A 20356-nucleotide genomic window follows, 5' to 3' on the forward strand; every position below is an offset into this window, starting at 1 on the left:
GACAGCTCAACTTAAACAGGGAGCGGCCATGTCAAACGATACCGGTTTCACTCATCTTGCTTTACAGGTACGGGATTTAGAGAAGAGCGTAGATTTTTATCAGCGTTATGCCGGGATGCAGGTGATACATCAGCGTGAACCTGGCATTCCTGAAGCACAGAAAGTGGCATGGCTGTCGGATTTAACCCGACCTTTTGCGCTGGTGCTGGTGCAATCTGACAACAATGAAGATACGCCGCTGGGTCCATTTGGTCATATAGGCGTGGCCTGTAGCAGCCGTGAAGAGATAGATGAAAAAGTGGCACTCGCTCGGCTCGAAGGTGTGTTGCGACGCGACGCGCAGCAATCTGGTGTGCCAGTCGGCTACTGGGCATTTTTTGCCGATCCTGATGGCAATACGCTTGAGCTCTCTTATGGTCAGCAGATCGGACTGGAAATTATCACAGCCCGCAACACGCAATCGCTGAATAAATAAAGCGGTTGAGAGAACAGAATGAATCCCATTACTTGTTGCGTGACTGCGTAAAGCTTTTCAGTTATTGAGTTCAGGGTAACGCCTGAGCAGGATTATGGATGGAGAGACAATAACAAGATGAGAAAGGAAAGGGTACAGGCTGGCCGGTAATTGAGATGCTTGAGCCTGACGATTTATGGCGAAAAAACCGCCTGCCTGATGCAGGCGGTGTTTCATTATGCATACTGAATTAAATCAGGAAATCATCCAGCGATTTACCTGCATCAATGGCAGATTTAATAGCAGATGGGGTACGGCCCTGGCCAGTCCACTGCTTAACCTCACCATTTTCGTCGGTGTACTGATATTTAGCCGGACGAGGAGCGCGTTTTTTCTTCACTGCTGGTGCAGTCGGCATACCATTTAACAGTTCGTTAGGATCGATACCTTCCTGCAACAGTAATTCACGGTATTTTGCCAGTTTCTCAGCTTTTTCACGATTAGCTGCTTCAGAAGCCTGTGCTTCTTCACGTCGCTCACTCACCACAACCGACAGTTTTTCCAGCATTTCTTCCAGGGCAGCAAGGTCAAGCTCGCGAGCGTTTGCGCGAAGGGTACGGATATTATTCAAGCTGTTGAGAGTGTCACTCATCAAAGTCACCATAGTCATGTTCAGATAATAAAATACAGAGCGGGTTCACGCTGATGCTTTTCGTCAGACCTGCTTTTTTAAGATGCTTGCCTTCGAAGAATCAAAATACAGAACCGATAGTTCAACGCCAACATATTAATCGCTTTCTCAAAGAGTTTAAACTGTAATTAACGTAAGACCCTTAAACAAAAGTAAAGTTACTCTTTTTTTTACACTCTTCGCTCAAAATGTCAAAAAGGTGCCTCATCTGATGATGTTCAATAATTTAGTTACGTTATGGATAAACCGGGCTTTCACGCCGCTTTTCCAGCGGAATCGCTTCGCTAATCGCGGAGCTGCTTTGTTCCGAGAGGCAGTCACCGTGCATACTTCTCCAGATAAAGCTGGATATGTCCATGAGGCCACCATAATAGGGTTGTAAAGGACGCATAGCAAAATTACTAAAAAATAACCATCAGGCGGCTGATTTATTCAGACTATATGTAAGGTCATGAAATCAGATTAATTTATCACTTAATTAACGTTCTGGTTAAGGCGATCATCACCAGACGGGTTATGGCTTTGTTTTAAAAGCCTGGAGAGACAAACCCCAGTAAAGGGGGATAAAACAGTCAGAATCACGCGTGACCTGTATGACCCTGGATTGATTATTTACGGGCGTAATGACTTTTTAGCCGCCGTATGGGGCCAGAGAGGATGTCCGCTAATCAAGGCAACCTGAGCCACATCATCCGGGTACCATATTGCCTTATGCGCCGATGAAGCGGTAAACAGTGCGATCTCAATTGCCCTCAATACTTACTCACAAGCAAGCTAAACTGTATAAGAGACGCTATTGTCAGCGTTATAAGGGGTTCTCAGGAGAGACTGGCGTGTTCAAAGGCAATAAAAAGTCATTACCGGTTCGCTACTGCAAAACGTGTAATAAACCGATGTCATGGCGAAAAAAGTGGGAACGATGCTGGGACGAGGTGTTGTATTGCTCGGAACGGTGCCGGCGGCAGCGTACTGATCGGCAAGAGGATGATACAGAAATAAAACCTGAACCTGACCTCTGACGCTGATCAAAGCTGGCCAGGGATTAACCTGGCCTCAGTCAGGGGAATGGGGCTATTGCTGTACCTCGATCTGTTGCCAGCCTCTTTTAAACATACAATCTTTAACCAGTATCTCTCGCTGGCTTTCATTGGCGTCGCTGGTGGAGTAATCGGTGTCAGTGGTTTTATATTTACTGTCTTTTGAGGTGTATTTACCCCTAACGACATTGTCAGGGGGTAAATCCCGCAGTGCCTGGGCCCGACAGGCTGTTTCCGTTATTGTTTCCTGCTGTTCAGATGCATCTGGCTTGACCCATTTATACTGCACACATCCGGTCAGACAGAGAGTAAATAACATCAGCATAAGAGGTTTCATAATCTGTTTCTCAGTGCTCCCCGCCTGAGTTGAGACGAGTGATTGAGTAAGGAAACCGATCGGCAGGGTTTCCTCACCACAAAAAAAGGGAAGAGTCATCCGACGTTAAAATGTCAGGCCGCCACCGATATAGGGACCATCGATCAGGGTATGACCCGGACGTCCATCTTTGCCATCAACACCCGCATAGCGATAGCCCACTTTTAACACCAGTGGATCCACAGGTGACCAGCTGACACCGCCATTGGCCTCAACGAAATTCTTAACGCTGTTGGTCAGCTGTTCCGGGGCGGAATAACCTTCTCCATACAACGCAAAATTAGCGGGCAGATTGATTTTCACACCGCCGCCAACAGGAAACGCAACGCCGTTATCTCCTTTTTTGCCGCCGATGTAAGCGGCTTTAACGCCAGCCGTCAGCATCACAGGTCCAATTTCAAGGTTATAACCGGTACCCGCCTGACCAATCTGAACACCATCCGCCGTATTTTTGATCCACTGACCATCAACATAAAGCCCGCCGGATGAACGGCCGATTTCTGCGTCCAGTACCGAGGTGTTTTTACTTTGTTCGGCATTCAGGCCAATGGCCATGGCTGAGGAGGATGCACACAATAATAAGCCAAAGCCAATTACAGAAATTTTCATTGCTCAGTTTTTCCACAGAATCAGATTTTCAGGATAATGATTAAGAGTACTATTAAAGCAGGATTACTTTTGCACAATCTCTTTAACATCGTGCTGTTGTAACTGATGCATGTTTCCATCCGTGTCTTTATAAGAGATCATGCCTGTTTCTTTATCTTTTGCGGGTTTGCCATGAGTCGTAATCATGTGCCCATCGTTGGTGGAGATCACATAATTGCTTGAGCAGGCGGAAAGGGACATAACAGAAGTTATCATCGCAATAGCAAAAGCGAATTTCTTGCCAGAATTAAAAGATGTCATTTTACTTTCCTGTCGTTTCTTTTTAAGAAGATGCGGCATTATTCGCTGTGATTGTTAAACGACATGCTAACAATCCGGCTGTTTGCCTCTTTATCAGGATGATAATGATCTGGATCAATATCATGGGTTGCTCAGGAGTAAGCAACCATGGCGGGTATTGATTGTTTTGCGACCAGTACTTGCGGAAGCAAAGGCAGAAGTTTGTACTGAGAGAATCAGGAAGAAAACCAGCAAGGTAGAGGAAAAGAAACTTAAGCTCGAATCCGCAAAAATGAATCTGAAAGAAGCACAGGCTGATGTTCAAAGACTGAACTAAACGCATTTACTCGTAGGCTCACGCTGGCGAATCTCCGAACTTCGGTAAATTCCGCATGTTCCTTTATCTCTTGTCAGTTTGGGTAGGCATCAGGCTATCACCACTCTCCTCTTCTGTTTATGCATGTTCAGACAGTATCAGGCAACATTCTCCCCTTTTAATGTCAGAAAGGGCTGCATTCCGAATGGGAGCCGTTGTCGATACACTGCATACTCAGCGTTACCGGGTTTTGTTACTATCATCGGGAACCAGGCATAGAAAAAAACCACTCAGTTGAGTGGTTGTAAAAAGAAAAAATAGTTAATGAGCAAAACTGCGATACATAATGTTTTAATGCTGGGATATATCTATGCCAGGAAATAATATCTGTTAACAGACATGTTAGCTATGGGATTTATAAGAAATGATGCAAAGTGAAAGCGTAACAATGACCATAATACAGTGAATGTTAAAAGTTCAGCTCTCACGTAACTGTTTATCTATCAATTTATTTTGTTAACAACATGGATTTAACTTTGATTGTTTTTCTGATGCAGATTTATCGTGCGCATCATGCTCATTACATTTTTAAAACACATGGAGGTAATCAATTTTCTTAAGATCCCGTTAAGATCTGCATCGTAAATTAGCCCGACAATTTTAACGGAGATAAATATGAAAAAGTTTCTTTTAGCAGCATTGTTTGCCGGTATGAGTTTTGGAGTTGCTGCACAGGAAGGTTTTGTTAATCCAGCAGGGCAGGGGTATTCTCAGGGCGGATTTAAAGGTCCGACACCCGGCGTCTCTTCTGTCGCTCAGGTTAAGACGCTGCGTGATGACGCATGGGTCGTTCTGGAAGGTAACATCATCAGACAAGTGGGGCATGAACTTTATGAGTTCAAAGATGCTACCGGAACGATTAATGTCGATATTGATGACAAGCGCTGGATGGGACAATCGTTATCACCGAGTGATAAAGTCCGTCTTGAAGGTGAAGTTGATAAAGACTGGAACAGTGTTGAGATTGATGTAAAAACGGTTCGGGTTCTTAAGTAATCCTTATTCGCTCATCACCTGGTGGTGGCCTGAAAATCAGGGCACTGCCATTGTGAAAATGATCCTTCCAGGACGCCTTTCTTTCATTACAGCGGCCGCAATTTAGTTACAACACCCTATTTGAGCAGATTACGTTACCGGCGCTATCCTGCCAGATTGGTTTTTTTTATTAAACCTGAACGGAGCCGTTCTGTGAATCCGAGTGCTCATTAACTAGCCGCCCCGCACGGCCCGAAGGGCCGTAATAGTTATTTACGGTACATTGAATGATGTAACTAAATGTAGAGTGCGGGAATGATTCAACATTCTCCACATCCGCCTTTAACTGTTGAACGCGCGCCTCGAAGAACCCCCATTTAATGCGCTGTTGACCTGCCGTTGACCCTGACGGCAGTTTTCTTCTGCCTGCCTGATGCCAGATCAAAAACCGAAACGAGTATCATTTATAGAATGAGTGCTTCTTACTTTTAGGCAGGGCGTGATATGGCAATGAATATGGGCAGCACCTACCGGATCCTTGGCTATCAGCCATCGGTAAATTCCGCCTGGCGCCAGAAATTACTGACAATGGGCATGCTTCCCGGCGCAGTTATTGAGGTCATTCGCGTGGCGCCAATGGGCGATCCGGTGCAGATCTCTACCCGCCGTGTCAGCCTGGCGGTGCGGCAGCGTGACCTGGACGACATCATCCTGGAGGAAATCGTCTGATGAAGAAGATAACCATCGGGATGATTGGTAATCCTAATACCGGCAAAACCACGCTGTTTAACCAGCTCACCGGTGCCCGACAGCGGGTCGGGAACTGGGCTGGCGTCACAGTTGAGCGCAAAGAGGGTCAATTTTTTACCGCGCAGTCAGATGTCAGGCTTATTGATCTGCCAGGCACCCGATCGCTGACAACGCTATCTGCTGAAAGTTCGATAGATGAGAGCATCGCCTGCCAGTATCTCTATCAGGATCACGCCGATGTGGTGATTAACGTCGTCGATGCCTCCAGTCTGGAAAGTAATCTGTTCCTGACCTTTCAGCTGCTGGAACTGGGCGTGCCCTGCATTGTCGTTTTGAACATGCAGGATATTGCCGCCAGCCAGAACATCACTATTGATGTCGCAGCACTGTCAGCTCATCTCGGATGTCCGGTCGTTTCACTGACCTCAACCAAAGGTGATGGCATTGCCCTGCTCAAAGCGCTGATTGACCAGCCCCATATTTACCGCGCACCTGAACGGGTACGTTATCCGGCCGCGATTGAAACGGCCATTGAGCAGCTCTGCCAACAGATGCCCGCCGCCATAGCCCCACAAAAACGCTACTGGCTGGCCTTGCAACTGCTGGAAGGGGATATCAACAGTCAGAAACTTTGTCCGGCGCTGGTTCCGCATTTGCCCGAGATTATGCAGCAGGCCGGAGGAGAGACCGGCGTACAGATTGCCGATTACCGCTATCGCACCATCAATGCGCTTTGCGCGGCAGTGAGTAACATTCATCACGCAATGCCCGCCGGTCTGACCCGCAGGATCGATAAAATTGTGCTGAACCGCTGGCTGGGCATTCCGATATTCCTGGCAGTGATGTATGTGATGTTTGTTCTTTCAATTAACATTGGTGCCGCGCTACAGCCACTGTTCGACAGCAGTTCGGTGGCGATATTCATTCATGGTGCGCAATGGCTGGGCTATGTCTGCCACTTCCCTGACTGGCTGACGGTTTTCCTGGCGCAGGGTATCGGTGCCGGTATCAATACCGTGCTGCCGATCATTCCGCAGATTGGCCTGATGTTCCTGTTCCTCGCTTTTCTTGAAGACTCCGGCTACATGGCGCGCGCCGCTTTTGTGATGGATCGTCTGATGCAGTCACTGGGCCTGCCGGGAAAATCCTTTGTGCCGCTGATTGTCGGCTTTGGCTGTAATGTCCCGTCGGTCATGGGGACACGGACGCTGGATACACCGCGTGAGCGTCTGCTGACGGTGTTGATTGCGCCTTTTATGTCATGTGGCGCACGGCTGGCGATTTTTGCGGTTTTCGCTGCGGCATTCTTTAACACCCACAGTTCCAGCCTGGTTTTCTCCCTCTACCTGCTTGGCATTGTGGTGGCCATCGCGACCGGGCTGGTGCTTAAGCATACCCTGCTGGGCGGAGAAGCCTCGCCGTTTATCATGGAGTTGCCGGTCTATCACCGGCCTCACCTCAAAAGCCTGCTGTTGCAGACCTGGCAACGGCTGAAAATGTTTGTGGTGCGAGCCGGACAGGTGATTATCCTGGTGAGCATGCTGATTGGCGTACTGAGCAGTTTTGCCTTTAATGGCCAGATGGTTAATGACATTAACCACTCTGCGCTGGCGGCGACCAGCAAAGCGATCACCCCCGTGCTGTTGCCGATTGGGGTCACTCAGGATAACTGGCAGGCAACAGTGGGGCTGGTGAGCGGCATCATGGCGAAAGAGGTCGTGGTCGGCACGCTCAACAGCCTTTACACCACAGAGGCAATCCAGAGCAGTCAATTTGATCCGCAGGCTTTTGACCTGCCTGGTGAGCTTAAAGAGGCGCTGACAGAGACCTGGGCGGGGTTAACGGCTGCCTTCAGAATTGATGCGCTGGCCCATCCCATCGATGCCAGTAAAGGCGATGGTGAGATGGCGACTGGTTCGATGGGCGTGATGTCAGCCAAATTTGGCAGTGGCTTTGCCGCTTACAGTTACTTAATTTTTGTCCTGCTTTATGTTCCCTGCGTCTCGGTCATGGGGGCTATTGCGCGGGAAGCCGGTAAAAAATGGATGATGTTCTCCTTCTTCTGGGGACTCAATATTGCCTACGCCACCGCCACGCTGTTTTACCAGACCGTCACTTTTGCCGACCATCCTGCATTTAGTGCGACCTGCCTGATAATTGTGCTGGTGCTGAACGGAATCATCCTGCTGGCATTGCGAAAAGCGGGAAGCCGGGTGCAGTCAATACCGGTCATGCTCAGGGAGGAAAAGGGGAGCTGCAGCGGCTGCCACGGCGGCTGTGATAAGCAGAAAGGCTTTGCCCGGTAAAAATAAGTACTGATGACATTCACTCTTTCCGCTGCCGGCGATTCCTGGCCGCAGCGGACAGGTGAGGATTGTCCTGTTAATTGTTCTTACGAATTTGAAGCCAGAATAGTGGGATGATTAGCGTATGAGCAGTGACAAAGGCAGCATGACAATTAACCCCGCCAGAAGCATTATCCTTCTCGCTAAGGCGGTTACTTACCAAAGCAGGTCTGACCATGCACTGCAGCATGCCCTTATTATGGATAGCAGCTCCTGTTTTGCAGACAGATTCGCAGCATGCGGTATGGCAGTAAGAATAAATCAATTAAATCAGCCGGATGAACGCTATGGATGCCCGCCGCAGCGATAATCCGTACCGGCTTACACACAGGCTGTCCACTTTTTCTGTGGATAACTTCAGCCTGAATAAGGGCTTTATTCTCATTTCAGGAGCCATCAGCCAGGATAATCAGGGTCACCATATTGCTCCATAAACTCCACCATGGCACCTTTGTGTGCATCCACATGGCGAATATAGCGCATCAGTGTTTCTGGTTTTTTCCACGTGCCTTCCTGCATGATCCTGGCAATCGGATAACCTTTATCTGCCATATCCTGCGCAGCTCCTACCCTGGCGCTGTGGCCACTCCAGCCGGTGTAGCGATTTTTGTTGGCCTTTACTGCGCCCTCTTTTCCGGCAGTGCGCCATGCCCGGCTAAAAATCTGTTCCAGTGCCCTTGTGCTCATCGGCTTTTCGGCAATCAGTGGCCGGCCAGACCGATGTACTGCAGTAAACAGCCAGGCATCAGGCTGGCTGGATAGCCCTGACGCTTCAATCCACTCTTCCAGTCGTTGAGTTGAACGGGCGCTGAGCGCCTTAATCAATCCGCCGGTCTGCACAATAGTTTTTGTCCATGCCACATCCAGAATGATGCGACCATCACCGGCACGCATCACATCCCGCACCCTCAAACGCGACAGTTCACTGATACGCAATAGCGTTGCATAAGCCACATGTAAAAAAGCCAGATCGCGAAGCGCCTGAAGGTTATCAGAACCTGACCATTCTTTATCCAGCGCCAGCAGGTCACTCAGCCTGAAGGGCACGGCCTGGCCTGCCCGCTCACCGTTGATCACCGCCACACGGTTTATCTTCTTCATCGTCCGGAAAACCAGCGGAGAGACATTGGGCACCGGCAATTCGGCGTTACGGTGTAACATCGAAATTAACGCCGCGTGTGAAGTGACGGTTGAGGAGGCCCGGCCGCTTTCAGCCAGAAAAGAGAGATAGTCACGCAAATCGTCTGCGCTCATCGGCAGGAAGCTGCGCTGGTTATCTTCCGACCAGCGATTGCAGATTCGCATTACGCTAAGCAGCTGTCGCCAGGTGTTAGGTGAGAAAGCCTCTTTATCCTGAACGAACTGCCGGAGCCGCTCGGTGATATCGCTATTCCGGTCAACCGTCAGAGGGGTTAACGGCACTAACTCACTCATATTTGCTCACTTATCAACCAAAGACGCCGATGATCTCGCTACGTTAATTCTGAGAACTAAGCAGGGGGATAACCGGTCAGAATTTACGTAGCGTTGTCATTTTCAGGGCGAACTTTACTGCTATCCATCTTAACCCGGCACCATCCCTATGTCATGACTTCGTATAAGAACAATTATACGAAGTTAGTGTGGCGTAACCGATCCCGTCTGGCTTTTAACGGATTGACGCTCATCGCAGTCAGTCAGGGAAGGTATAGGTCACACGCTTTATCGATAGCTGAACGTAACTCACTGCGAGTTGTTCAAGTGAAACCACGATGCAAAAAAATGTCTCAAACTAAGGCGCGTTTAAACCAGGGTATGAACGGTTTAATCATTATTTAAATAAATCAGCGCATCACGATGCTTTATTTTTCCAGCGCAATAATGAGCAGGAGCATCAAAATAGAGATGTTGAAAAATGGCAGACGACATTAATTAGTTAGTCAGTTAAATTAATGACTCATAAAAAGGTTCCATATAACACTGCTCACAGGAAATACCCTTTGAAAGTTTTATAGAGCACATAAATTAAACACAACTTCCCGATATTACGTTCATAGCTCTGAACAGGCGACATGTCATTTACGCTACCAAAAGAGACCCAGGCATTAACCCTCAGAACAAAAAACTAAATACCAGCTTATCGCCGATTTAAATACCAGACAGCACTTCCTTTCATCTATCTTGTTCCCCTGCATATCAAAAGCGTCGATAAGTATATGCATCAGCTTTTTAATCGAATAAAGCGGCTAATGTATTTATCGCAGCGGTCTTATTCTGGCTGATCAGCAGGATTAAAACGTATTAACGAGTTATACACATTTTATGGCGGCGTCTGGAAGAACGCACAGAACGTCGGCTTCACCCAGGGTAAATATGAGGATGTTTTCATGAAAAAAACGTTATTATCGCTGTGTCTTTTAGGTCTTTCCTGCGCCCCAGTTGTTACGCAGGCACAACAGTCCGTGACCTGTGTCAGAGCCTCAGAGCAGGATGTAGCCAACCTGTTTGACGCCTGGAATGACTCTCTGGCAACCGGTGATGCAACAAAAGTCTCTGAATTATATGTCAGCGATGCCGTTTTGCTGCCGACCATTTCAAATCAGGTACGTCTGACCGATCAGGAACGTATCGATTATTTTAAAGATTTCCTGAAAAAAGGGCCGAGCGGTAAAATCGATTCCCGGACTATCAGAATCGGTTGTAATAAAGCGATTGATACCGGCGTTTATACATTTACTTTTAAAGATAACACGCACGTCACAGCACGTTACACTTTCACTTATGTCTGGGATGGTAAGGGCTGGAAAATCTCAACTCATCACTCTTCAGCTATGCCAGAGCCTGTAAGCAAGCCTTAAAACAGACGCACTGATGAAAAAAAGCCAGCGTCATGATGTGATGCTGGCTCTTTTCCCTTTGCGCGAAAATAAACGTTCGGGCTTGAAGATAATAACGCCTGGCTCATACTTAAGAAATGGCAATTAATAATCTTCGCATTTAGCGTTTCTCTTTCCTGTATCACGGACAGTATAAGTACTATTAAATGGCCAGTGTCAGTTTCCCATCCGAATAAAATGAAACCTGTCGGTTTGGTGCTTCCATTGCAGGCTGATCAATTCCCAAACGCAAATATCTGCCCATGAAATAGCGATTTTATACGCCATTTCCATTGCCTATCTGCCAGATGAAGGTCGGATCGGTGCCGTTCACCTCCCAGTCACCCACGTTACGTAGCTTGTAGATCACCGGATTGTGCGACGACACCGTTCGTGCATTACGCCAGTGGCGGTCGAGTGCCTTGCTGACTCGGGTATCAGATGCACCCAGCGCATTGAAGAATTCTGTTGCCGCACGCGTCACCAGCTCAACGGCCACCGCCTGTGCCTGAGCGGACTCTACTTCGGCCAGCACATTTGCCGCATGAAGCTGTGCCTCATCTGCGCCACTCAGTTGCAGCTCAAATGCCCGCTGCAACGAGTGCGTCGCCCGGTCGACGGCGGCTTCGGCTGCCCATGCCCAGCTGCTTATCTGACCGACCACCTGCAACACCTGAACATCCTGCTTCACCTGCGGCGCATTACCGTGGCTGTAAATACGCTTACGCTGCGCCACGCCCTGAGCAGCATCGCGCACCACCGCCCGCCCGATGCCCGCCAGCGTGGCCAGTAAGACATGCTGATAGAATGCCGTCTGATAGCGGAAACGCTCACTGAAATCATAGACATGTGGCAGTTCAACCCGGGCCTGATGAAAGCGCGTCGTACCACTGCCGGTCAGTCGCTGCCCGAAGCCATCCCAGTCATCATCGCGCTCCACCTCATTCTGGTGGGTGTTCACCAGGGCAATCACGTCACGACCGTTATCTGCGCGCTGAGCATAGACATCAATCCAGTCTGCATAGAGCGTGCCGGTGCTGTAGAACTTCTCACCGCTGATCCGCCATCCCCCCTCATCGGGAGAAACCTGAGTGTTGACCTCACCCAGCTTAACCGCGCCGATCTCGCTCCAGCCGCTGCCCACCAGCTCACCGTCCACAAAGCGGCGGAACCAGCGACGCCGATCCTCACTGGCTGGCTGGTTCAGGCGATCCTCGATAAATGCGAAGTGCGCACGCAGCGCCTGTGGCAGGTTGGAATCTGCCTCAGCCAGTTCGGTCAGCAGAGCAAATAACTGCGGCAGCGAAACCCCAAAGCCGCCTTCTTCTTTAGGGATACGCAGGGTGCCGAAGCGCGCCGCTTTCAGCCAGCTGATCGGCTCATGCAACAGTGTGCGTTCGGTTTCACGGGCACTTGCCCCCTCAGCGATGCGGGCGAACAGCGGCCTGAAATGCTGAACCAGTTCGGCAAATTCGGTGCGATTTAATTCAGACATGATCCTCTCCTGAGTCGGGTTGTTCATCGATGTCCTGTCGTGTCGGTTCAAAACGAATGATTAACAGGAAAATAATCGGGATAAGGGCGGCCAGTGAGACAATCCAGAACATATTGGTGCCGTAACGCGCCTGCAAAATTGGCAGAATAAACAGCGCCAGCGCGCTGCCCACACCGGAGAGCGAACGACTAAAGCCGACACCGGTGGCGCGTATGTGGGTCGGGTAGGAGAGCGCCGGATAGATCATCAACTGCGCGCCGGGTCCGAATCCCTCTGCAAAGAGCCACAAACCCAGCATCAGCACCGCAAACACCACGCCAGCTGTCGCCTGGGGATGACCAATCAATGCCAGCGAAATCAGCGCGATAAACTGCAGCGCAAATCCGGCGATTGCGACATGCCGTGAGGGAAATTTCCACGCCAGTCGCATCCCCAACAGCCCGCCGGTAAAGGCGAACAACGCATTCAGTCCCAGCGAGGCAGAGATAGTTTCAAATACGCCCGCGCCGAGAAATTGCGCCAGGATAGAGGGCAGGAAGAAAGCGATGGCGGTGTATTCAAATGAAATACAGACGTTCATCACCGCACTGACGACCGTGCGCTCCAGATAAGGCTTCTGAAACAGTACGCGGAAACGCACTTTCGGCTTCGCTTTCACCGCATCGGTTTTAGCGGGCGGCTCCTCATGCGCAACAATGCCGTAAGAGTCACGCAGAATACGCACCGCACCGCTCAGGTCGCCCTGATTCGCCGCCCACAGCGGTGACTCATTCATAAACTTACTGCGCACCGCAATAATCAGTAGCGCCGGTACGGCGCCAAACAGCAGCGAGGCGCGCCACAGCCAGTCGATATGTTCGGCGGGCAGCAGGAAATAGAGTGCAAAAATAATAAAGAAGCAGGCAGACGAAGCGGCATACCACATCGGGCACCAGGCTGCGAGGCGCGATGCTTTATTGCCCTTGCCGGAGAACTTAGAGAATTCTGCCAGATAGGCCATGGCAACCGGCAGATCGATCCCGACGCCGACGCCCATCAGAAAGCGGGCACCAATCAACACCCAGACGTTGGGAGCCAGACCTGCCGCAATGGCGGAGACGACAAAAAACAGCATGTCCGCCATAAACACTGAGTAACGGCCATATTTATCGGTCAGCCAGCCGCCGACCAGATTACCCACAATGGTGCCGATCATGATTGACGACGTCACCAGGCCCGTGAGTACCGGGGTTAAACCAAACTCCTTCACCACATCATCGATGCCGTAGGAGAGGGTAGTGAGATCGTAGGCATCAAGAAACACGCCGCCCAGCGCCAGGAAAACAATCCAGCGCGCATATCTGTTTTTCTCGGTGTTACTGTTGATCAGCCGGGCCACATCACTCACCGATCGAACCGGTTGAGAGTGAGGCGGTGGCGCAGTTAAGGTGTTGTCAATTTCTAATGTACTCATCGTATCCTCGTTATTATATTCAGCAGGTAGCGAGGGTTTTATATGAATTACTGGCATAGTTAACAACCAACAAAATCAGATAACTATTATAATTAATTCAATAAGATATGGTTATATCTCACCCACACCAGACCCCGCATGAAATATAAAATTCATCCGGTAGCGTTCAGCGAAATGTTGTTTTTTATACTGCTGAAACGGGTGAAGTTTCAGCAGTATATGGCAGACCTGTTTAGCAACGGTTAACAGCAATGACCGGTCCGGTAATGCCTGTCATCAACCGGCGACAAGACGTACTCTTATCTCTTTGCACTTTGCTATGCGCCGGTTATTCATGCCGGACAGCCAGCCGTCTCTGTTATGAAACTTCCACCCTTGCTGCTCGCTGTTCCACATCAGCACTCCGGCGATAACCGGCACCCGGATGCGGCAACGCCAGCCGTGGCCCCTGGCCAAATAACTTTTCACGCAGCGTACCGGGCTGATACTCCTGCTTGTAGACGCCACGCTTTTGCAGTTCCGGCACCAGCAGTTCCACCACGTCAGTAAAGGTTTCGTGCGTTACGGCGTAGGCGAGGTTAAAACCATCGACGTCTGTCTCTTCGACCCAGCTTTGCAGCTCATCGGCCACCGTTTCAGCGCTGCCCACCAGCAGCGGACCAAATCCGCCAATGCCCACCCAGTCTGCCAGGCCCTGTACCGTCCACTGGCGGTTGGGATCGGCAGTGGAGAATGTCTCAACCGCCGACTGAATCGCATTGGTGTGCAGATGTTTCAGTACCTGATCCGGCTGATACTGCCCGAAATCAATGCCGGTCCAGCCTGAGATCAGCGCCAGCGCGCCTTCGTAACTGACATAGCGTTTGTACTCCTGCCATTTGGCCTGCGCCGCCAGGTCGGTTTCACCCACAATGACTGTCTGCAGGTTGAAGATCAGTATGGAGCGGGGATCGCGTCCCGCTTCAGCGGCTCTCCGGCGAATATCCGTCACGGTTTTCTTCAGCAGAACTTTCGAAGGTGCCGCCACGAACACGCATTCGGCATGCTCCGCCGCAAACGCTTTACCGCGGCTGGAGGCGCCCGCCTGATATAGTACCGGCGTGAGCTGCGGCGAAGGTTCACACAGATGGATGCCGGGCACCTGGAAGAATTTACCCTGATGATTTATCGGATGGATTTTATTCGGGTCGCTGAAAATATGACGTTCACGATCGCGCAGGACCGCGCCATCTTCCCAGCTTCCCTCCAGCAGCTTATAGATAACCTGCAGATATTCATCGGCATAGTGGTAGCGCGCATCGTGATCGGTCTGGGCCTGATGTCCAATATTACGCGCACCGCTTTCCAGATAGGAGGTTACAATATTCCAGCCAATGCGGCCTTTGGTCAGATGATCCAGCGTCGAGATCCGCCGCGCAAACGGGTAGGGGTGTTCAAACGACAGTGAGGCGGTCAGGCCAAAGCCCAGATGTTCCGTCACCAGCGCCATCGGCGTGATTAACGCCAGCGGATCGTTTACCGGCACCTGCGTGGCGTGCCGAATCGCGGCCTGGTTATTGCCATTGAGCACGTCGTAGACCCCAAGCACATCAGCAATAAACAGTCCATCAAACCTGCCGCGCTCCAGCAGGCGTGCTAAGTCGGTCCAGTACTCCAGATCTTTGTACTGCCAGGAACGATCCCGGGGATGCGCCCATAAGCCGGGCGATTGATGACCGACACAGTTCATATCGAAAGCATTCAGGCGAATTTCACGTTGCGATGACATAGCGACTCCTGGGCGGATGCGGCAATCGCTTGCCGCCCACCTTTTAGTGATTGTTCCGGAAGGGTGATTCAGTAGATGAGTGAGCCGGGACATCGCTCGCTGAGGGGCAGCGGCGTAGTGGAGAGTAGCTGCCGTGCTACGGACTCAGCATGTTCTGCAACCTGCGGTAATCCCATGAGTTCGCCAAAGCGACCACGCGCGGCAGGCCCGGCTACATAGAGATGAGGATTGGCATCACCCTGCGCATTCAGCGTCTGTGACAGCGCGTTCACCTGGATGCCCAGCGCCAGCGGGTCGGGCTGAATCACGCCGTCGCCGTGGAGCTGGCGCAGCAGCGCGTTACTTTTAAGCAGTGCGTTGTGCGCTGGCCCGGTGGTGACAATCACTTTTTCCACCACCCGGATTTCTGATTGCGCTCCACGCCGGCGCAGCGTCAGCTGAAGATTGTTTCCCACCGCTTCCGCGCCCATCAGACGCGCCGCCAGCAGTGACAACTGACCGCTCGCCTGCTGCTGGTTGAGTATCTGGCTTACCTGCGGGGCAATCCGGTAGCGGTGAACATCCCACCAGGGGCGTAGATGGTGCAGAAAACGCTGCTGCTCATGCAGTGAAAGGCTCTGCCAGATACGCTGGCCGTTACGGCGGATATCATCCAGCACCAGCTGCCAGGGGAGATTTAACGCGGCTGCCTGTTTTACCTCCTGACGCACCCGATGTAACCAGCCACGTGCGCTGGCGGGCTGTGGCTGACTGTAATCCAGGGTGTAGCTCTCATCGCTGCCGCTCAGGTTGGCTCGCGGCAGCTGTCCACGGCGTGAGAAGGCGGTAATCTCTCCGCGATGCTGCTGGCGATGCAGCGATGCCACCACATCGGACATGGTCAGCCCTGAACCGATAATCGCTACCCGATCGTCAGGTGCGACCTGTGCCAGCGCGCCATTCTGCCAGGGATTGGCAATCAACCCCGGATGCCCCTGTAAGGGCTTCAGCAGCGCAGGCAGGTCCGGCGGTGGATGGCTGATGGCCAGCACCACCTGATCGGCCCGGATCTTCTGCCCTGAGGCTGTGGTCACTACACCATGCTGCAGCGCAACCGCGCTATCACGCAGATGACTAAGTTTTACCGGCGAATGCTGCTGCTGATGCACAAACTGCGCATTGACCCAGCGACTAAACTCCCCGCGTTGCGGGTAGACATTGCCGTCACGCCACAACGCCTCCGGGTCGGCCTGAAAGGCGGGCGATGCGCGATAGTCGCGGTCAAATATGCCCTCCTCATCCCCAGCAAGCTGCATTCTGGCGGCTGGCACATTGATGCGGTGGGCCGGATCGGTGGTGCCGTATGCCACACCCTGAGCAAGCTGCGCTCGTGGTTCAATCACCGTCACATGCAACCCTGCCTGGCCAGCCCGGGCCAGATGGATCGCCAGCGCGGTGCCGGTAAAACCACCACCGATAATGACTATCTGCTGCTGTGACATAAGCGAACCTTCTCTTCTGTTAACTGGCGCTGGCCTGTTTATCAGGACGACGGTCGCCGCCAATGGTTTCACCAAAAGGACCGGTGTTCACGCTGCGCTGTCTCTTTTCGGCGTTTGCAGCCAGCGGTAACAGCGGCATCACCAGTTCAGCGAAGCGGTGCGCCTCTTCAAGGTGCGGATAGCCGGAGAAAATAAAGTTCTCGATCCCCAGCGCCTGATACTCCCGGATGCGATCGGCTACCTGCTGCGGACTCCCCACCAGCGCAGTACCCGCACCGCCGCGCACCAGGCCGACGCCTGCCCAGAGATTGGGGCCAATGCGCAGGCTGTCTCGCGAGCCCTGATGCAGCGCGCTCATCCGCGCCTGTCCGGCTGAGTCCATGCGGGCAAAGATCTTCTGCGCGGCGGCAATGGTCTCTTCATCCAGATGAGAAATCAGCCGATCGGCCGCCGCCCAGGCTTCCTCTTCGGTTTCACGGACAATGACATGCAGCCGGATGCCGTAGGAGAGGCTACGGCCACTCTCCTGCGCCCGCTGACGAACCACCGCCAGTTTTTCCGCCACCTGTTCAACCGGCTCGCCCCACGTCAGATAAGTGTCGATCTGATTCGCCGCAACGTCGATAGCGGCATCAGACGAGCCACCAAAATAGAGCGGTGGGCCATTTTCCTGCACCGGCGGAAAGAGGATCTCAGCGCCTTCCACGCGGATGTGATCACCCGAAAAATCGACCTTCTCGCCTTTCAGCAGGCGGGAGTAGACCTCAAGAAACTCTCTGGTCACCTGATAGCGCTCTTCATGACTCAGAAAGATGCCGTCACCTTTGTTCTCAACCGGATCGCCACCCGTGACCACGTTAATCAATAACCGTCCGCCAGAAAGCCGATCCAGCGTAGCCGCCATACGCGCCGCCAGGCTTGGCGGTTGCAGACCAGGACGCACGGCCACTAAATAGCGCAGCTTTTTGGTGATCGGTGCCAGCGCAGAGGCGACCAGCCAGGAATCCTCACAGCTCTTACCGGTCGGGATTAATACACCGTAGTAGCCCAGATTATCTGCCGCCAGCGCAACCTGCTGTAAATAGGGTAAATCGACTGCTCTGCCGCCTTCGGTGGTGCCAAGATAGCGCCCATCGCCATGGGTGGGCAGAAACCAGAAGAGGTTGAGGTTTTCCTGTGTCGCATGACTCATTAGCAGATTCCTTTATAACGATATTTGAATTTAATACATAGGCATAAATTCTTTAGTTATATAGCTGTTAGCAGGATGCGTGCCAGTCTGCTACTTAATATTTATCTCATTAATTCAACGATATATTCATAATTTCGCTTGATGCATATTGCTGCATTTGCGACAGGTAAAGTTACAGCCTGCTGCATTGGCAACAATCCGGTCCGGTTAGCCTCTCGTTTCCGCGTTAGCCACGCGGTATGGTCATGGCTTTCCAGTTAACCCGGTAAATGAGATGCAAATTACCAGCCCTGAGTTGATTGACCCCGCATCGCGCGCCTTTAAAAGCGTGCTGGATCAGCTTGCGCCTACCGACGCGACGGTGCTGATCATTGGTGAAACCGGCACCGGCAAAGAGGTGATGGCGCGCTATCTGCATCATCACAGCGCCCGCAGCAGACAGCCATTTCTGGCGGTCAACTGCGGTGCCCTCACTGAGAGTCTGGCGGAGTCGGAGCTCTTTGGTCATGAGAAAGGGGCATTTACCGGCGCACAGGATCGGCATCGCGGCTGGTTTGAGGCGGCAGAGGGCGGGACGCTGCTGCTGGATGAAGTCGGTGAACTGAGTGCGTCGCTGCAGGTGAAGCTGCTGCGCGTGCTGCAGGAGCGCGAGATTACCCGTGTGGGTTCCTCCCGGGCTGTAAAGGTCAATGTGCGGGTCATTGCGGCCACCAACCGCGACCTGGCGGTGGCGATTCGTGAACGGCGCTTCCGGGAAGATCTCTACTACCGGCTGAATGTGGCCAGCGTCACGCTGCCGCCGCTGCGCCAGCGATGCGAAGATATCCCGGTGCTGGCCACTCACTTCCTGCAGCTCTATGCGCGCCGTCTGGGCCGACCTCAGTTACGTCTCAGTGAAGATGCTGTCGCCACGCTGATGGACTACAGCTGGCCGGGCAACATTCGCGAGCTGGAGAACACCCTGCATAATGCCGTCCTGCTCAGCAAAACCTCGCTGGTCACGCCGCAGCAGCTCCGGCTGAATAACCTCACGGGTAGCGAGTTACCACCGGGAGAGGAGGCGCTGGATCAGTTTTTACGGCAGCAGATGCAGCAGAGCGAAACACCGCTCTATCCCCGGGTGATTGAGGCGCTGATAAAGAATGCGCTGGAACTCACTCAGGGCAATCAACTGCAGGCCGCCGCGCTGCTTGGCATCAGTCGTCATACGCTGCGCACCCAACTGGGCCATCTGGGGGTGATTAAACCGCGCCGCACTTCACTGCGTCAGCGCGACACTTCTCTGAATCAGCAGCCCGAACGGGAGCGGGAACTACGCATCGGTTATCAGAAATTTGGCAACCTCGGCATCCTGAAAGCGCGCCAGTCACTGGAACAGCAGCTGGCCGATAGAGGCGTCAGCGTGCTGTGGAGTGAGTTTCCTGCGGGTCCGCAGCTTCTGCATGCGCTGAACCAACAGGAGATCGATTTCGGGACGACCGGTGAAGTTCCCCCCTTGTTTGCGCAGGCCAGCAACAGCCCGATGGTTTATGTTGCCTGGGAACCCGCTGCGCCGCAGAGCGTGGCACTGCTGGTACCGAACAGCAGCCCGGTTCAGCAGATTGGCGATCTCAGAGGAAAACGCATCGCCGTAAATCGTGGTTCCAACGTTCACTATCTGCTGCTGCAGATTCTGGATGAAGCGGGTTTAGGGCTGGATGATGTGCGCATCGTCTATGCACCGCCCAAATATCCGCTGACGCCCAGCGATCTCAACGCAGTGGATGCCTGGATGATGTGGGATCCGCTGCTCAGCGATGCAGAGAACAGCGGACAGTTCAGGGTGATCGCTGATGGCACCGGCCGGGTCAATAATCATCAGTTTTACCTTGCCGAACGCGGGTTCGCCGCGCAGTCGGGCGATCTGCTGCAGGTTCTGCTCACCGCGCTGGAGCAGACTGGCCGCTACATCGATGCACACCGTGCTGAAGCCGCTGCGTTGCTCTCCACCGAACTCGGGATATCAGCGCCTTCATTGATGCATGCCTTAGCGCGGCGCAGCCACCAGACCCAGCGCATGAACTTAGCCATCATCCGGGAACAGCAGACCATCGCTGACCGCTTCTATGCACTGGGGCTATTGAGTCGCGCCATTCGGGTACGTGAGTCGGTCTGGCATCCATAGCGTTTTTTTCGCTAAGCATCGAACATTTGATCGCTAAGCGCTTCAACCTGCGTTTG

Annotated in this window: 17 protein-coding genes; 7 read left to right on the forward strand and 10 right to left on the reverse strand. The window is 52.3% G+C overall.

The genetic code is table 11. The features are described from left to right. Positions 1–28: 28 nt before the first annotated feature. The gene (locus GVJ63_RS19565) at positions 29–475 is read left to right on the forward strand and encodes a VOC family protein (protein ID WP_159227255.1); all 447 of its coding nucleotides are present in this window, start codon (positions 29–31) and stop codon (positions 473–475) included. Between the two features lie 229 nt (positions 476–704). Here GVJ63_RS19565 and GVJ63_RS19570 read toward each other — a convergent pair whose 3' ends face one another. Continuing rightward, entirely contained in the window at positions 705–1106 is a 402-nt protein-coding gene (locus GVJ63_RS19570; protein WP_010257055.1) for an H-NS family nucleoid-associated regulatory protein, read from the reverse strand. Positions 1107–1978: 872 nt separating this feature from the next. Here GVJ63_RS19570 and GVJ63_RS19575 point away from each other — a divergent pair. Next, a complete protein-coding gene (locus GVJ63_RS19575) occupies positions 1979–2164 on the forward strand; it encodes a DUF2256 domain-containing protein (RefSeq protein WP_010671932.1) in 186 nt (61 codons plus the stop codon). 52 nt (positions 2165–2216) lie between these two features. Here GVJ63_RS19575 and GVJ63_RS19580 read toward each other — a convergent pair whose 3' ends face one another. The 3 genes from GVJ63_RS19580 to GVJ63_RS19590 form a co-directional block, all read right to left on the reverse strand. Then, a complete protein-coding gene (locus tag GVJ63_RS19580) occupies positions 2217–2519 on the reverse strand; it encodes a hypothetical protein (protein ID WP_159227256.1) in 303 nt (100 codons plus the stop codon). A 105-nt stretch (positions 2520–2624) separates the two neighbouring features. Further along, positions 2625–3167, reverse strand: a complete 543-nt coding sequence (locus GVJ63_RS19585; protein WP_033770122.1) for a YfaZ family outer membrane protein — start codon at positions 3165–3167, stop codon at positions 2625–2627. Positions 3168–3230: 63 nt separating this feature from the next. After that, the gene (locus tag GVJ63_RS19590) at positions 3231–3467 is read right to left on the reverse strand and encodes a YgdI/YgdR family lipoprotein (RefSeq protein WP_010257065.1); all 237 of its coding nucleotides are present in this window, start codon (positions 3465–3467) and stop codon (positions 3231–3233) included. A gap of 970 nt (positions 3468–4437) precedes the next feature. On the opposite strand from GVJ63_RS19590, the gene GVJ63_RS19595 reads away from it, so the two are divergent. The 3 genes from GVJ63_RS19595 (at position 4438) to feoB (ending at position 7853) form a co-directional block, all read left to right on the forward strand. Continuing rightward, positions 4438–4818, forward strand: a complete 381-nt coding sequence (locus GVJ63_RS19595) for a YgiW/YdeI family stress tolerance OB fold protein (protein WP_010257071.1) — start codon at positions 4438–4440, stop codon at positions 4816–4818. Between the two features lie 483 nt (positions 4819–5301). Continuing rightward, complete coding sequence (locus GVJ63_RS19600; protein ID WP_022624265.1) at positions 5302–5526, forward strand: FeoA domain-containing protein; 225 nt, start codon at positions 5302–5304, stop codon at positions 5524–5526. Then, positions 5526–7853 carry a Fe(2+) transporter permease subunit FeoB gene (feoB, locus tag GVJ63_RS19605; protein ID WP_159227257.1) on the forward strand — a complete coding sequence of 776 codons (2328 nt, stop codon included), beginning with the start codon at positions 5526–5528 and terminating at the stop codon, positions 7851–7853. Before GVJ63_RS19600 ends, feoB begins: the two co-directional genes overlap by 1 nt. A gap of 435 nt (positions 7854–8288) precedes the next feature. Here the strand turns inward: feoB and GVJ63_RS19610 are convergent, their stop codons facing one another. Then, positions 8289–9326 carry a tyrosine-type recombinase/integrase gene (locus GVJ63_RS19610; RefSeq protein WP_022624268.1) on the reverse strand — a complete coding sequence of 346 codons (1038 nt, stop codon included), beginning with the start codon at positions 9324–9326 and terminating at the stop codon, positions 8289–8291. A gap of 932 nt (positions 9327–10258) precedes the next feature. Here GVJ63_RS19610 and GVJ63_RS19615 point away from each other — a divergent pair. Then, on the forward strand, positions 10259–10729 hold the full coding sequence (locus GVJ63_RS19615; protein ID WP_033770116.1) for an SgcJ/EcaC family oxidoreductase: 471 nt from the start codon (positions 10259–10261) through the stop codon (positions 10727–10729). Between the two features lie 295 nt (positions 10730–11024). Here the strand turns inward: GVJ63_RS19615 and GVJ63_RS19620 are convergent, their stop codons facing one another. The 5 genes from GVJ63_RS19620 to ssuD form a co-directional block, all read right to left on the reverse strand. After that, positions 11025–12242: a monooxygenase gene (locus GVJ63_RS19620; RefSeq protein WP_159227258.1), complete on the reverse strand. Its 1218-nt coding sequence runs from the start codon at positions 12240–12242 to the stop codon at positions 11025–11027. After that, on the reverse strand, positions 12235–13695 hold the full coding sequence (locus tag GVJ63_RS19625; RefSeq protein WP_159227259.1) for an MFS transporter: 1461 nt from the start codon (positions 13693–13695) through the stop codon (positions 12235–12237). The genes GVJ63_RS19620 and GVJ63_RS19625 overlap by 8 nt, the downstream gene beginning before the upstream one ends. Positions 13696–14053: 358 nt before the next feature. Further along, positions 14054–15463: an LLM class flavin-dependent oxidoreductase gene (locus tag GVJ63_RS19630; RefSeq protein ID WP_159227260.1), complete on the reverse strand. Its 1410-nt coding sequence runs from the start codon at positions 15461–15463 to the stop codon at positions 14054–14056. A gap of 68 nt (positions 15464–15531) precedes the next feature. Further along, positions 15532–16944: an FAD/NAD(P)-binding protein gene (locus GVJ63_RS19635; RefSeq protein WP_159227261.1), complete on the reverse strand. Its 1413-nt coding sequence runs from the start codon at positions 16942–16944 to the stop codon at positions 15532–15534. A 19-nt stretch (positions 16945–16963) separates the two neighbouring features. After that, positions 16964–18136 carry an FMNH2-dependent alkanesulfonate monooxygenase gene (ssuD, locus tag GVJ63_RS19640; RefSeq protein WP_010257094.1) on the reverse strand — a complete coding sequence of 391 codons (1173 nt, stop codon included), beginning with the start codon at positions 18134–18136 and terminating at the stop codon, positions 16964–16966. Positions 18137–18410: 274 nt separating this feature from the next. Here ssuD and GVJ63_RS19645 point away from each other — a divergent pair, with 274 nt between their 5' ends. After that, a complete protein-coding gene (locus GVJ63_RS19645; RefSeq protein ID WP_060678742.1) occupies positions 18411–20300 on the forward strand; it encodes a sigma-54-dependent Fis family transcriptional regulator in 1890 nt (629 codons plus the stop codon). Positions 20301–20356 lie beyond the last annotated feature (56 nt).

Origin of the sequence: Pantoea sp. 18059 (genome assembly GCF_902706165.1) — a bacterium.
GTDB classification, from domain to species: Bacteria; Pseudomonadota; Gammaproteobacteria; order Enterobacterales; family Enterobacteriaceae; genus Pantoea; species Pantoea agglomerans.